This is a genomic window from Vallitalea maricola (assembly GCF_036985595.1).
GTDB classification, from domain to species: Bacteria; Bacillota; Clostridia; order Lachnospirales; family Vallitaleaceae; genus Vallitalea; species Vallitalea maricola.
On sequence record NZ_BTPU01000078.1, the window covers coordinates 1 to 15,820 of the forward strand.

At 30.5% G+C, this 15,820-nt stretch carries 14 protein-coding genes; all 14 read left to right on the forward strand.

From position 1 onward, the window contains the following. Nucleotides 1-114: 114 nt before the first annotated feature. Nucleotides 115-1,857 (forward strand): sensor histidine kinase, encoded by a 1,743-nt coding sequence (locus AACQ14_RS19905; protein WP_339365344.1) that lies wholly within the window; start codon nt 115-117, stop codon nt 1,855-1,857. A 157-nt stretch (nt 1,858-2,014) separates the two neighbouring features. Next, nucleotides 2,015-2,824 (forward strand): response regulator transcription factor, encoded by an 810-nt coding sequence (locus AACQ14_RS19910; RefSeq protein ID WP_339365345.1) that lies wholly within the window; start codon nt 2,015-2,017, stop codon nt 2,822-2,824. A gap of 98 nt (nt 2,825-2,922) precedes the next feature. Next, a complete protein-coding gene (locus tag AACQ14_RS19915; protein WP_339365346.1) occupies nt 2,923-4,626 on the forward strand; it encodes an O-antigen ligase family protein in 1,704 nt (567 codons plus the stop codon). A gap of 66 nt (nt 4,627-4,692) precedes the next feature. Continuing rightward, on the forward strand, nt 4,693-6,108 hold the full coding sequence (locus tag AACQ14_RS19920) for a PEGA domain-containing protein (RefSeq protein WP_339365347.1): 1,416 nt from the start codon (nt 4,693-4,695) through the stop codon (nt 6,106-6,108). 36 nt (nt 6,109-6,144) lie between these two features. Then, nucleotides 6,145-7,848: a phospho-sugar mutase gene (locus AACQ14_RS19925; RefSeq protein WP_339365348.1), complete on the forward strand. Its 1,704-nt coding sequence runs from the start codon at nt 6,145-6,147 to the stop codon at nt 7,846-7,848. A 59-nt stretch (nt 7,849-7,907) separates the two neighbouring features. After that, on the forward strand, nt 7,908-8,321 hold the full coding sequence (locus AACQ14_RS19930; RefSeq protein WP_339365349.1) for a protease complex subunit PrcB family protein: 414 nt from the start codon (nt 7,908-7,910) through the stop codon (nt 8,319-8,321). Between the two features lie 170 nt (nt 8,322-8,491). After that, entirely contained in the window at nt 8,492-8,977 is a 486-nt protein-coding gene (gene lepB / locus AACQ14_RS19935; protein ID WP_339365350.1) for a signal peptidase I, read from the forward strand. A gap of 134 nt (nt 8,978-9,111) precedes the next feature. Further along, entirely contained in the window at nt 9,112-9,375 is a 264-nt protein-coding gene (locus tag AACQ14_RS19940; RefSeq protein WP_242986416.1) for a Veg family protein, read from the forward strand. A 107-nt stretch (nt 9,376-9,482) separates the two neighbouring features. Next, the gene (locus AACQ14_RS19945) at nt 9,483-11,060 is read left to right on the forward strand and encodes a DUF3794 and LysM peptidoglycan-binding domain-containing protein (protein WP_339365351.1); all 1,578 of its coding nucleotides are present in this window, start codon (nt 9,483-9,485) and stop codon (nt 11,058-11,060) included. 147 nt (nt 11,061-11,207) lie between these two features. Continuing rightward, nucleotides 11,208-12,074 (forward strand): 4-(cytidine 5'-diphospho)-2-C-methyl-D-erythritol kinase, encoded by an 867-nt coding sequence (ispE, locus tag AACQ14_RS19950; RefSeq protein ID WP_339365352.1) that lies wholly within the window; start codon nt 11,208-11,210, stop codon nt 12,072-12,074. A gap of 35 nt (nt 12,075-12,109) precedes the next feature. Continuing rightward, nucleotides 12,110-12,787 (forward strand): GntR family transcriptional regulator, encoded by a 678-nt coding sequence (locus tag AACQ14_RS19955; protein WP_339365353.1) that lies wholly within the window; start codon nt 12,110-12,112, stop codon nt 12,785-12,787. Nucleotides 12,788-12,921: 134 nt separating this feature from the next. After that, a complete protein-coding gene (locus AACQ14_RS19960; RefSeq protein ID WP_339365354.1) occupies nt 12,922-13,128 on the forward strand; it encodes a CLC_0170 family protein in 207 nt (68 codons plus the stop codon). A 21-nt stretch (nt 13,129-13,149) separates the two neighbouring features. After that, the gene (locus AACQ14_RS19965) at nt 13,150-14,727 is read left to right on the forward strand and encodes a spore germination protein (RefSeq protein ID WP_339365355.1); all 1,578 of its coding nucleotides are present in this window, start codon (nt 13,150-13,152) and stop codon (nt 14,725-14,727) included. Beyond that, nucleotides 14,708-15,814 carry a GerAB/ArcD/ProY family transporter gene (locus tag AACQ14_RS19970; RefSeq protein WP_339365356.1) on the forward strand — a complete coding sequence of 369 codons (1,107 nt, stop codon included), beginning with the start codon at nt 14,708-14,710 and terminating at the stop codon, nt 15,812-15,814. Before AACQ14_RS19965 ends, AACQ14_RS19970 begins: the two co-directional genes overlap by 20 nt. Nucleotides 15,815-15,820 lie beyond the last annotated feature (6 nt).

Genomic DNA, 15,820 nt, shown 5'->3' on the forward strand with positions numbered 1-15,820 from the left:
TAAAATACAACTATTATACACCCTCTAGCCAAAAACACACTCACCTACTAATTTTATTAATAACCCAAAGCTATTCATTAAACTTACTAGTTCAAATAGAAAGAGGGTTTATCAATGAAACCTAAAAAAACTTTATTTCGCAAGCTATTAATCATCTTCATTCTAATCGGTATCATACCACCCCTAGTCCTAACCCTTCTAGGATTCACTTTCTCGTCAAAAATTTTACAAGACGCAATATATGATGAAGCCTATGACAGCTTAATCAACATCAATAAAAATATAGATACCTTCCTCAATGAATATAAAACCATCGTTAACATGATAAGCACAGATTCTAAACTTCATAAAACTTTGTCAGGCAATGAAATATCAGACGACTACTACTACGAAATCAATCAAAAAATATACTTATTATTAGCAAGTAAAAAATACAAATTTCCAATATATATATTAGATACAGAAGGTAACGCTATATTTGAAACATCTCCACTACCCCAGATGTATAAAAACAATCTGCAAAATGGCTGGGGAGTCTTCAGAAAGATGAATGAAGACAAAGAAATAGTTTTATATCCAGAAAAATTCATTAACAATATGGGTGAAACCATTGTTTTTTCTATGGGTAAAAGAATATTCGACAATAATAATAATCCTGTAGGTTATATAATTATAGATATCAAGAGAAATGCTATAGTAGATATTATCAATACTATAGGAAACAGTAAATTAATAGATGTCATGTTATTGGATGAATTCTATTATATTATCACAGACGCTAATCATCCTGAAAAAGAAGGTCTTTTTTGGGATTCACCATATAGAGATACAGTAGCAGACAATCAAAAAGGAAAAATAAATATTAGGGAAAATAATAAAATACCAAGCTTCCTGGTCTACTACACATATGAACCTTCCTCGTTAAGAACTGTTGCCACTGTTCCACTGAATATAGTACAGCAAAATAACAGCAATATACGGAAAACTATTATTCAAAGTTTTTTAATAAGCTTAACTCTTGCAGTTCTTATCTCGCTTATAGTGGCAAACTATATGATTAGACCTATTAAAAAGCTCGTAAAAAGCATGAAAAGAGTTGAGGAAGGAGATTTGACAATCCAAATCAACCTTCATCGTAATGATGAGTTGGGAATGCTTGAAAATAGTTTTAACCAGATGGTAGTGAGATTAAAAGAATCTATAGATAATGCCATTGATAAACAACGTAGATTAAGAATTGCAGAAATAAATATACTTCAGGCACAGATTAAACCACATTTTCTATATAATACACTTGACGCTATAAAATGGATTGCAAAACTCAATAATGTAAAAGAAATAGGAGTTATAGCAACTCAATTAGGAAGTCTGTTAAGGAATAGTATCAACTGTGAACAAGAATTCTTGACAGTAAAAGATAACTTGGATCTCATAAACAATTATCTTGAAATCCAGAAGATAAGATATAATGATGGATTTGACATCAAGATATCCACAGATAATGAAATTCTAGGATATTATATACCTAAGCTGATTCTACAACCAATAGTAGAAAATGCCATAGTTCATGGATTTGAAAATATAGAGGAAAAAGGTATGCTGATAATAAGAGGTTACAGAAAAGATGATAACCTGTATTTTGAGGTATTGGATAATGGCATAGGTATGAACAGGGAACAGATAGAAAAAGCTCTGTCTAAGACAAGTGATGATCATATAGGGTTATACAATGTTGACCAAAGGGTAAAATTATATTATGGAAATTTGAGCGGTGTTAATATTGAGAGTAAACCTGATATAGGGACAAAAGTGATTATAAAAATACCAATTAAAGCATATTACAAAGATAAATATTGATTTATTAACTCAACTTTCCCACTTCAATATTCTATGCAGGTAAGCTAATTAAAAGGCTTTGCAGAATAAAAATATAGGTGTTTCTTCTATCTTTTTATTCTGCAAACCAAACCTATAACCCTTAATTTGCCTTCATTAAATTAAAGGTGGGAAAGTTGTGAGTTATTTAATATCTGAAAGGTTGGTTTTTATGGTAAAAGTTGTAGTTGTGGAAGATGAAATGTTAACAAGGAAAGGACTTGTGGTCACTACACCTTGGGATGAATTAGGATGTAAAGTTGTAGGGGAGGCTTCTAATGGGTTGGAAGGTATAGAAATCATCTCAAGGGTAAAACCACATATTATAATTACGGATGTACGAATGCCAAAAATGGATGGAATTAAAATGATAAAAGAACTTCAGAATAAAACAAAGGCTGAATACATAATCATATCAGGCTATGATGAATTCAAGTATGCCCAACAAGCCATCTCATTAGGTGTAAAAGAATATCTGTTGAAACCTGTTGAAGATGGTGAGTTATTCAATGCACTAACGAAAATAGTCAATTCAATAGAAAGTAAGAAAGAAGTTTATGAGCAGGATGTTGAAGAATTGGAAACGGCACTAGATTTTCGTGAATATGATAAAACCTGCAAAGGAGAAGGTAAGATAAAATATGTGGTGAAAGCTATAAAATGTATAGAAAATGATTATTACAACGACGTTAATATAAAGGATGTAGCAGAAAAATTATATATTACAGAAAGTTATCTCAGCAGATTATTCAAAAAAGAGACGGGATATACATTCGTTGATTATTTGACAAGATATAGATGCAAAAAAGCAATCCAATTATTACAAGAGGAAAATATCAAGATATATCAAGTTGCGGAATTAGTAGGATTCAATGACTCAAGATATTTTAGTTCAATATTCAAAAAATATGTTGGTATAACACCTACTCAGTTAAAAGAGCAATTATAAAAATTTTTCAAAAACCCTTGTTAATTACCTTGATAAACTATAAAATATAAACGAAAAGATAATATGAATGTCAATACTTGGGTTAAGGAAAGAAAAATATGGGTAAGAAACAGATTAACATAATATTGATGGGATTTGTAATGATATGTCCTTTTCTACAAGGAGCATATTTTTATCATGGGGCATATCTTGCTGGAGCCATTCTATTAATGATTCTAATGTATTACATTATTATTAATAGAACTTTGCACTTAGAACGAAGTCTTAATCACTTACTAATTTTTATAGGTGTATTATTATATTTAGTATCTATTTTTCATGCTGTTGATAAAGGTATGGCTTATATGGGGTTCTTAAAAGTATTGGTCGTATATTTGTTCTATTTGGTTATTATGCAGACCAATATGGCCAAAAAGACTTTTACAGATGCCCTTTCTTTTTGTGGAATAATAATGTCAGCTATAAGTCTATCGGCTTTTTTCATACCTTGTTTAGGAAATGAATTGATACAGAAAGGACGATTAGGTTCTTTTTTTCAATATCCAAATACTTTTGCTCTTTTTATCTTGGTATGTACCATACTGGTAGTCAACAGGGAAAAATTAAAAGCCTATCATGTAATAGGTATAATAATTATGTGGGCTGCACTCTTATTAACTTTTAGCAGAAGTATGTATATTATAGCAATTGGTACATTACTGATTATTATTATCTATGATAGGAAAAAGATAAAATATTTGATACCAGCTGTATTATTAGGGACAGCAATATGGTATATAATCATGACATTCGGTGATTTTACCCATATGTTTGATAGAATTGAAGAAACATCTACTCAGACTAGTGAATGGCTGACAAGACTGTTGTATTACAAGGACAGTATATCAATAATGAAGGATTATCCCTTTGGGAGTGGACATTTAGGTTATTTTTATATACAAAGAAAATATCAGACAGGAGCCACTTATTATGTAAAATATATACATAGTAATGTGTTACAAATCGTTATGGATATTGGTATAGTAGGTTTTGTCCTAATGGGTATATACTTTGTTTATAATACATTAAGTAAGAGATTAACATTTTATGATAAACTAAGTATATTCATCATATTTGGACATGGTGCCATTGATTTTGACTGGCAGTTTTTGGTGATTGGATTTTTGTTATTAACCATAGTTTTTGTAGATGAGACAAAAATAAAAGAAACAAATATTAAAGGAATAAAAATGGTAGGTACATTAATGATTGTGGGTGTCTTACTAATCAATTACATCTATATGGCGTTAAACTCCTATTTGGCTTATATAGGAGAATACGAAAATTCCTTAAAATTATATCCATACAATACAGAAGCGAAGATTAATCTAGCTAATGAATATAAAGATACAGAACCAATAAAGGCGTATAAACTAGCTGATGAAATAATTAATCAGAATCCCTTCGTAATAAATGGTTATATCATTAAAAGAGATATTGATTATAAGAACGATGAATTAGAAAAAGCTTATACATCTGCAAAAAAGATAGTTAGTCTTAACCCTTTGAGTATTAAAAATTTAGAAAAATATAGTAATATATTATTAGATATGGCAAGAGACAGTATAGAGAATAATAGGAAAAAAGAGGCTCTTAACAGACTTAAACTGATTTTTGAAATTCCTTATCATCTTAATAAACTTGCAAAAGAAAGGCTTACTGATTATAATGTTAAACATATACCTAGACTATATATGTCAAAAAAGCTAATAGACAATAATGTAGAAGCAGAAAAACTTTATGACAAAATTATACAAGATTAACATGTCAGAGGTTGATTAAACCCTTTGGTTCATGTTAATAATATAATTTGAATACGAGGTGGAATTATGAATAATGATAAGAAGAAAAAGAAAATGGATATTATTAGTAAAATGACTATTATTGGAGCTTTAGGACTTGCAGTTATTCTTATAGTTGTATTTACTATGGTATTTAGTAGTGGTAAAAAGAAGAACAACAACAATAAAGTGGATCAAGAAACTGAAATACCTGTAGACAATAATGATGTCAGCAGGGATATTGAATATGAAAGAGCATTAGGGGTTGTACAAAAAGTTGATACAGTGAATGATACATTAACAATATTTAATATTGATAGTAACGAATCTGCCACATTGAACATGGATAGTGCTGTTGATATACAAGATGAATATGGATCATTAATGACACTTATTCAATTCAATAAAGGGGATATGATAGAAACAAAATACGATAAAGATAAAATGAGACCAGAATATGTTCACAAGACAGCAATAACGTGGAAAAGAAATAAAATAAAAGGTGTAGTTGTGGATAAAGAGAAAAATACTATTGCAATAGGTAATGATAATTATAACTATACAGGAGAACTAGTTACAATTTTCAATGGAAACCCATTTGATATTAATGATTTAACTGAAGAAGATGAAGTTACCCTATTAGGATACAAAGATACTGTTTGGACTATAATCATGGAAAATGGACATGGATATATTCAACTAAAGAACCATAGTAATTTCATAGGCGGAACATTACAGATTGGAACCAATAAAACAGTCGATATAAAAGATGTGACCTTAGTACCTGTATCTGTAGGCGTACATGATATTATTGTTACCAATGACCAAGCAACTTATGAAACAGAAGTTATGGTTGATAAAGACCAAAAAGTAGTTGTTAACGTTAAAGATGCTACTCCAAAAAAAGGTATGGTTCAATTCAGTGTAGCACAAGAAGGAGTTTCATTTTCTATTAATGGTGAAGTCTACAGTGATTTTTCAGAGCCAATTCCTCTAGACTATGGTAATTATATCGTTAAAGTCGTGAAAGATAATTATGTTGATTGGGAAAAAGAACTTATTGTGAATAAATCATTTACAACTTTTGAAATAAACTTGGAGAAAAAACCAACTTATATTCATGTAGATAGTCCTGTAGGAGTAGATATATATATAGATGGTAATTATATTGGTGAAATACCAATTACTACACCAATAAATCCAGGGGAACATACAATAACCCTTAGAAAAGATGGATATTATTCTACAATGCATCAGTTAGTTATAGAAGATAATGGTGAAGATGCTTATTATACTTTACCTAAGTTGAGTAAGATTGATAAGGACTTAATTAATGACCCAAATAATGGAACTACAACACCTGAAAACAATATTAATAATACTGATATAAATAATGCTGAGAATAATGGATCTAATGAAGAAGATAAAGATACACCATCTTCTAATGATATATATGATGATTAGATTCATATAATATATAAAAAATTTGGAGGTAGATTTGTGGATTATTTAAAAGAGTATAATATGTGGCTAGATAACAACTATTTTGATGAAGAAACAAAAAAAGAATTAAGAGAAATAAAAGATAAAGATATGGAGATCCAAGAAAGATTCTATAAAGAGCTGGAATTCGGTACAGGCGGCCTTAGAGGTATTATAGGTGCTGGTAACAATAGAATGAACATCTATACTGTTAGAAAAGCAACTCAAGGTTTAGCTAATTATATTAAAATAAGTGGACAGGAAGCAATTGATAAAGGAGTAGTCATTGCTTATGATTCTAGGTATATGTCTCCTGAATTTGCTGATGAAGCAGCACTTGTATTGAATGCTAATGGTATAAAGGCTTATGTTTTTGAAAGTCTTAGACCAACACCAGAATTATCTTTTGCAGTTAGAGAGTTAGGTGCAATAGCAGGAATTGTTGTAACTGCAAGCCATAATCCTGCAGAATACAATGGTTACAAAGTATATTGGGAAGATGGAGCTCAGATTACTTCTCCTAAAGATGTTGAAATAATTAACGAAGTCAAGAAAGTTACAGATTACAAAGATGTAAAATCAATGGATAAAGAGACTGCTTCAAAAGAAAGATTATATAATGTCATTGGAAAAGAAATTGACGATAGGTATATAGAAGAACTAAAAAAACAAATTATCAATCCTGATGCAATCAAGAAGGCTTCTGAGGATTTTTCTATAGTATATACTCCTCTTCATGGAACTGGAAATATACCTGTTAGAAGAATCTTAGACGAAATAGGTTTCAAAAATGTAAATGTTGTTAAAGAGCAAGAATTGCCTGATAGTAAATTCTCAACAGTCAGCTATCCTAATCCAGAAGATATAAAAGCCTTCAAACTTGCTATTAAGCTGGGAAAAGAAAAAAATGCAGATGTTATATTAGCAACAGACCCAGATGCAGATAGATTAGGTGTACTGGTTAAAAAAGATGATGATTATGTAGCTCTAACTGGTAATATGATAGGTATTTTATTACTGGACTATATATTATCTCAGAAAAAAGCAAACAATGAACTACCTGAGAATGGTGCTGTCATTGAAACGATTGTATCAACTGATATGGCAAGTGTAATAGCAGATAGCTATAATGTGAAACTATTCAAGGTTTTAACAGGATTCAAATATATAGGTGAAAAAATTAAAGAATTCAAGGAAGAAGGTTCCTATGAATATCTATTCGGTTTTGAAGAAAGCTATGGCTGTTTAATAGGTACACATGCAAGAGATAAAGACGCTGTTGTTGCAACAATGATGGTATGTGAACTTGGAGCATACTACAAATTAAAAGGGTTAACTCTTTATGATGCATTAATAAATGTATATGAAAAGTACGGTTACTACAAAGAATCACTTGAATCTGTAACTTTGAAAGGTATTGAAGGAGTTAACAAAATAAAACATATATTAAGTACATTAAGAAATGAGCCACTTAAGGATATTAATGGTGTCAAAGTAACAGAAGCAGTAGATTACTTGGAGGATACAGATTTACCAAAATCAAATGTACTTTATTATACTCTAGAAGATGGATCATGGTTCTGCGTAAGACCATCAGGAACAGAACCAAAAATTAAATTTTATTTTGGTATAAAAGATTCCAGCAATGATGAAGCAGACAAACACTTAAAAGAATTTTCTAAAGGAGTTATGAAAATTATTAACGATATTATTCAATATTAGGGTATAATTTCAACACAAAAACAATAAAATAATACAAATAGAAATTTTATGGTGAAAGCATGAAAAAAATTATTTTTATTTTGTGTTTACTTATGGTGTTTGTATTTACAGCATGTGGTAATAAGATGAAAGAACAGGATGAAGAAGACAAAATTAGAGATCTGGAATTCACAGTAGTAGAAGATAAAGATGTACCAGATGTTATAAAACAAAAGATTGAAGAGTCCAAGATGGAACCATTCAAGTTTAGTTTCAGTGATGGGCAATATTTATACATAGTTGTTGGATATGGAGAACAGCCTACAGGTGGATATAGTATACAAGTAAAAGAAGTATACGAATCCAAGGATTATGTTGTAATCTTAACTGAGTTGTTAGGCCCATCAAAAGATGATACAGTTACCATGAGTCTATCGTATCCATATGTAGTAGTAAAAACAGAAGACTTGTCATTACCGGTTTACTATAAGTAGAAATCAAGGGGAAAAGATAACTTTTCCCCTAAAATATTGTAAAGCTTCAATATATAGTAATAACGACTTTCGTTTTCAGTAAAATATTTTAAAAATACAAAAGAACTATTAGAGGTGATTAATAATAAAATAATAATGCAGTGAATAAAAATTCTAGGGGTCGTATAAAAATGAAGAAATTGGATAAACTAATAGTTAGAGAATGGATTACAGCATTAATATATTCAATAGTGATTGTAAGTGTTATTTCTTTAATAATTTGGCCTATGAAAGTAAAAGGCAGATCTATGGAGAACACTTTATATGATAATGACTATATATTAGTATCAAAAGCCATTACACTAATAACAAAATATAAACAAGGCGATTTGGTTATACTTTGTTATGAAGAAAATGGAAAAGTCAGTAGAATAGTTAAGAGAATTATTGGACTTGAAGGAGATCATATTCAGATAATAGATAGTAAAGTTATAAGAAATGGCCAGATTTTAGAAGAAAATTATGTAAAAGGAACCACCATAGGAAATATCGATCTACATGTACCCAAGGGAAATGTATTTTTTCTAGGAGATAATAGAAGTTTAAGTAAGGATAGTCGTATTCTAGGATGTTTCAACAAGAGTAAAATTAAGGGAAAAGTAATAATAAAGTTGTAGTTTCCCAAATAAAAAACCATAAAATAGTAAAAAAGTCTCTTAATTCTATTGACATTTATGGTGTAATTTGATATAATTTAAAAATTTATTGACCTGCTTATAGTATTATGATATACTAGTAGTAGTTGTTAAAGATGAGGTGGTTAAAAATGATTGCAAAAGAAGATATTACCGAAGTAAGAAAACGCGTAGATGGTTACGTCGGTAGTAAAGTTTTAGTTAAAGCTAATAAGGGACGAAAAAGAATTGTCATTAAACAGGGTGTATTACAGAGCACATATCCAAGCATTTTTGTAGTCAAAGTCCAAAACGAACTACAAAATACTTATAGAACTGTTTCATATAGTTATACAGATATATTGACTAATAACGTTGAATTATCGTTATGTCAGGAATAAATTTGCAGGTAATTTTTAGGTATTGTATCTAACAATTAAAAAATAGTCATAAAATCCTTCCTAACCTTAATATAATAATATAGACAAAGGTTTTAGGAGGGATTTTTTTGAGTTTAGAACTGGAGCAAAGAAACATATCGTTAATTAAACCAAAAGGCAGCCGAGTTCTTCAGATGACAATAGATGAAGATATTAATGTGCCAGATATCAAGCCTGACATTGATAAGATATTGCAGAGCAATTCGGTGGTAAACATTACAGGTACTGATGTTTATGATTCTAAAGTTTTAGTTAAAGGTGAATTTGGTTGTAAGGTGCTGTATGTACCTCTTAATGATTCAAAGCCTGTACATAATATGATAAGTCTTATTCCTATAGAGGAGACTATTAATATTGATGATGTATCCAAAAGTGATAGTATTAAGACAGAATATATCATAGAAGAGATGAAGATAACACCAATTAACACTAGGAAAATTAATGTAAAGTCAATTGTACAAGTCAAGGTTATGGTTGATGAGAAAAAAGAGATGTATGTTCCTACAGATATTTGCGGGGCAGAGGATATCCAAAGTAGATGGGATGACATTACAATCTGTAAAATGCATACATCCAAAAAAGAGACCTACAAAATAAAAGATGAATTAGCTATTCCAAGCAGCAAACCAAATATCATGGAGATATTGTGGTATGATAGGACTATTAAGAACAAGGAATTCAGACTATTGGATGATAAGATCAATATCAAAGGAATAGTGGCACTTGATACTTTATATCTAGGAGAATCAGGGGAAAATAATCTTGAATTCGTTGAACATGAGATGCCATTTAACGGTGTAATTGAGTGTAATGGTGTTAATGAGGATATGTATTATGATATTGATATAAAAATTGTAGATGATAAGATTCAGATAAGACCAGACCTTGATGGAGAAGAGAGAGTATTCTCTGTAGATATTGTAACCCAGCTGGATATTAAAGTATATTCTGAAGAAAAAAATAGTATCCTTACAGATGTCTATTCCTTATCCAAAGAAATTGAGCTGGAAAAAGAAAATGTGAACTATGAAACATTACTTTGCAAGAATCAAAGCCAATGTAAAATAAAAGAAACTATTGAAATGGATACTAATGATCCTGATATCATGCAGATATACTATGCAACAGGTGATGTTAATATTGATAATGTGGATGTATTTGAAGATAAAGTAGAAGTTGAAGGTGTTGTATTTGGTAAAATATTGTATGTAGCAGCTGATGATAATAACCCTATTAACGTATATAACGCTGTTTTACCATTTAATCAGGTTATAGATACAGAAGGTATTAGAAACGACAGTAGAATGTCTATAAGGCCATCTATAAGCTATATTAACTGTAGTATGTTGGGAGAAAAAGAAGTTGAAGTGAAATGCGGGGTTAATCTAGATACAATTGTATTTGATAATCAAGAATTAAATATAATAAATGGGTTGACAGAGACTGAAATAGATATGAAAAAACTTCAAAACACTCCAAGTGTAGTAGGATATATTGTCAAGGATAATGAGTCCTTATGGGATATAGCAAAAACATATTCAACTAAGGTAGATGACATAAAAGCTGTTAATAATTTAGATTCTGCTGATGTAAAAAGAGGGGATAAATTAATAATAGTCAAAAACATCGATAGCCTTGAAATTTAAGAACGCCTAGCGTTCTTTTTTTTCTCTTTTTCTTGATTTATAAATATACATTGTATATAATATTAAGTATACAAGGTACAATCTAGATAAGCTGAATTAAATAATTACTATAGAGCCAGCAAAGATGAAAAAGCTGAAAGGGTCATTATGTATAGAATTAATATTAAGGCTAGAGCCAAGATTAATATATCGCTTGATGTAATAGGTAAAAGAGAAGACGGTTACCATGATGTAAAGATGATCATGCAGACTATCAACTTATACGATAAAATAAATATTAAAAAAATAAGAAAAGATGAAATAAAGATTCAAACCAACTTGTCCTTTTTGCCAATAGATGAAAGGAATTTAGTATACAAAGTTATAAAATTCCTAAAGGAAAAATATAAAATAAAAACGGGAGTTTTTGTTGATTTATATAAAGTCATTCCAGTAGCGGCAGGTCTTGCTGGTGGTAGTAGTGATGCGGCAGCTGCTTTAGTAGGGATGAACAGACTTTTTAATCTTCGCATGTCCCTGAATGAAATGATGGAGATTGGTACTATGTTTGGTGCAGACATTCCTTATTGCTTGCTTAGGGGAACAGCTCTTAGTGAAGGAATTGGTGAAAAATTGACATCTCTAGGTCGTTTCCCAGATGCATACGTTGTTATAGCAAAGCCGGGGATTAATGTTTCAACTGGTTTTGTGTACGGTAATCTTGATTTGAATAATATAGATGTTAGACCTGACACAGATAAAATTATAGAAGGCATTAATAAAGGTGACTTACATCAGATTTGTATGAATATGGGAAATATCTTAGAGACAGTCACAATAAAAAAATATCCTGTAATAAATGAAATAAAAGATTATATGATGAAAAATGGAGCTATAGGTTCATTGATGACTGGAAGTGGACCATCTGTTTTTGGTATATTAGAGGACAAACATAAGGCTTATAATCTAGCCCATAAGTTAAAGGTTAATAATATAGCTAAATTCGTTTATACCACAACAATATTTAATAACTAAACATTTTCTAATGAAAGAAAGGATGTATTAAGGTAATGGATGATAAACTGAAAGTTAATCTTAATGAATACCTGCCCCTAAGAGATGTTGTATTCAATACGTTAAGAGAGGCCATTCTAAAAGGAGAACTTGTAGCTGGTGAGAGGCTCATGGAAAAACAACTTGCTGAGAGAATGGGAGTCAGCAGAACACCAATTAGAGAAGCTATTAGAAAATTAGAACTTGAAGGATTAGTAGTAATGATACCTAGAAAAGGTGCAGAGGTAGCTAAAATTACTCATAAAGATATAAAAGACGTATTAGAAGTAAGAGCCGCACTTGAAGAATTAGCAGTAAAGATAGCATGTGAAAAGATGTCAGAGGAGTCTTTCGTTGATCTAAAAAGGACTACTCACAACTTTCAAACAGCATGTGAAGAACATGACATAGAGCAAATAATCAAGAAAGATGTTGAATTTCACGATATAATATTCAATTCAACTGAAAACGAGAAATTGATTCAAATAATAAATAATCTAAGAGAACAAATCTATCGTTATAGAGTTGAGTATATAAGAAAAGTTGCTGATTTTGGCATATTAGTAAAAGAACATGACCTAATTGTAAAATCAATAGAAAATAGGGATGTTGATGAAGCAAGAAAGATAGCTCTACAGCATATAGTCAATCAAGAAATTGCAGTTATTGAGATATTCGATAAAAAAAATAAATAATTAATTTTGTCAGAAAAAAGATGAGGTATTGGTGATATGACCAATAGCTTATTTTTTTAATTAAAAATTGTTTTATGTATATTGAATAAAAATATCTATAAATACAAAAAATGTAAAAAAAGGAAGGGAATATAATGATAAATATTTTAGATAAATTAGGTAATGTCTTTTCTGTAAAATTTATAGTGCTTTTGTTAATTGCTGGTTTAGTACTGCTTATATGGGACAGGAAAGTGTTATATAGAAAAAAAAGAAAAAAAGAGCATACTATTAGTATTGTTCTAGGAATAATTTATGTTTCAGCAGCATTTGTACTTTTTATAGTAGGAAGATTTATTTAAATATAGAGTAAGGTGAATAATGTGAGATTAAAACAAGTAAAATCAAAACATGATAAAAGAAGCAATAAAGTCATAATTCCATTTTCAGATTCAATAGATACGAATATTAGAAATTTTGAAGAACTATTTACTGATTGTGGTGACTTGGTAAAGAGAAAATTTCCTATTGGAGAAAACAAAGATGTATGGGCATATATTGCATACATTGATGTTATGACAGACAGGAGGGTCATAGAAGAATCTGTTCTAGAGCAATTATTAATTCAAGTACGAGGTGTTGGAAAAACGCTGCCAGAAACTAATGAAGACAAATTCTCATTCATAAAAGATGGTGGATTCGCAACAGCAGATTTGAAAGAAGTTAATATAATGGATGATGCAGTATTAGCCGTACTTTCAGGAGATACTGTAATTTTTATTGATGGTTATGAAAAAGCTATAGTAGTAGCCACAAAAGGATTTCCAAACAGGGGAGTACAACAGCCAGATACAGAGAATGTAATAAGAGGCTCAAAGGAAGGCTTTACAGAAGCATTTCGAATAAATACAGTACTCATTAGAAGACGTATCAGAGACAGTAAATTAAAGGTTAAACAAATACAATTAGGAACAAGAACAAGAACCGATGTTGCTCTTATGTATTTAGATGACCTTGTAAGACCTCAGGTATTACAAGAAATAGAAGAAAGACTTAGTTATTTTAGAATAGATAGTGTATTAGAAAGTGGTACATTAGAACAATTAATAGAAACTAATTGGTATTCTCCATTTCCCCAATCACAAGTAACTCAGAGACCAGATAAAGTAGCATCTGCTATATTAGAGGGAAGAGTAGCCATAGTTGTAGATAATACACCCTTTGTTCTTTTACTGCCTACAACGTTTAATTGTTTTTTTCAATCATCAGAAGATTATTATCAAAGATGGTATGTGATGAGCTTTGTGAGATTTCTAAGATATTGTGCTGCGTTTTTATCCTTTGCTATACCAGGATTCTATTTGGCACTGACTACTTTTCATCCTTCCATGATTCCTACCCCGTTGACCTTTTCCATTGCAGCGGCTAGAGAAGGTGTGCCGTTTCCCGCATTGATTGAAGTGTTGATAATGGAGCTGGCTTTTGAACTTTTGAGAGAAGCAGGAGTGAGGCTTCCAGCACCTATAGGTAATACTATTGGAATAGTTGGAGGTTTAATAGTCGGGCAGGCAGTAGTAGAAGCTAATCTAGTAAGCCCTATTATAGTAATTATCGTGGCATTGACAGCTATATCTTCATTTGCTATTCCCAGCTATTCACTTACATCAGCTTTTAGGATTATTAAGTATCTAATTATATTCTTATCGGCTTTCTTAGGTTTTCTTGGTTTTTGGTTAGGTATTTTAATAATATTGACTCACCTTGTATCCCTTAAGAGTATTAATATACCTTATCTTTCACCTTATGTAGCAAGGGAAGTCAATAATGAAGACCTTCAGGATTCCCTAATAAGGATGCCCATATTTCTTAATAAATTAAGACCGGTATTTGCTAAAAGAAGTAATAAAGTAAGATTAGATATAGATGAAAAAGGAGAAAATAATGTTTTCACAAAACAATAAAATATCAATGAGACAAGTTGAGATTCTGATTATTCTCAACATGTTCAGTAATACAAGTTTAATTTTGCCTAGAATCGCTTCTGAAATAGCAGGTGCCGATGGTCATTTTATTGTTCTAGGCGGTGCTATTATTTCCCTTGTGTATGTTTTCATTATAACTTCTCTTGTTAAAATGTTTCCTGATAAGAACATTGTGGAATACACAGAACTGATACTCAATAAACCAATAGCTATTATTGTAGGAGTAGTGTTCTGTCTGAAGCTCATTATTTTGGCAGGGTTGGAAATAAGGGTTTTTGGAGAATTGGTGAAACAGGCATTACTAAGAAATACACCAATAGAAATTATAGTTATAGCTATGCTTTTGGTTGTAGTCTATCTTACAAGGAAAGGTTATGAAGCAAGAGCAAGAATGGCAGAACTATTAATATTTATAATATTAATCCCTTTGGTAGTGATATTTTTCTTTGCCGTTCCAGATATCAAGTTATATAATATCTCACCTATTTTTTCTATCTCAGGGGAAAAATTCATCTATGGAAGCTTAATAATGTCTTTTACTTATTCGGGGATAGAGTTATTGTTACTATCAAGTCCCTTTGTAATAAATCCTGATAAATTACCGAAAGTGACATTACGAAGTGTAGCATTTGTTGGCATTCTAAATGCTTTAATATGCATTTTGACAATTGGTTCTTTTGGATCTGTAGAGACTTCTAGACAAATATGGCCTGTTATGACCATTATGCAGACAATACATCTACCAGGTGCTTTAATACAGAGGCAAGATGCTCTAATGGTAAGTTTTTGGATAATGACAGTGTTTTTGCTTATAAACGCTTATTTATTCTTTTCAGGATTATTAATTAAAAAAATTGCTAATTTAAAAGAACAGAATTTTTTGATTTTGCCGCTCATACCTATTATTTATCTAATATCACTTATACCAGATAATATAGTGGAGACCTATAAATGGATAGAGATAATGACACGTTATGTTAGCTTATTATTTCTTCTACCTATTCCATTGATCTTATTAGTTGTTGCTAAGATGAGAGGATTAGGTAAACCTACAAATAATATATGAAAGTGA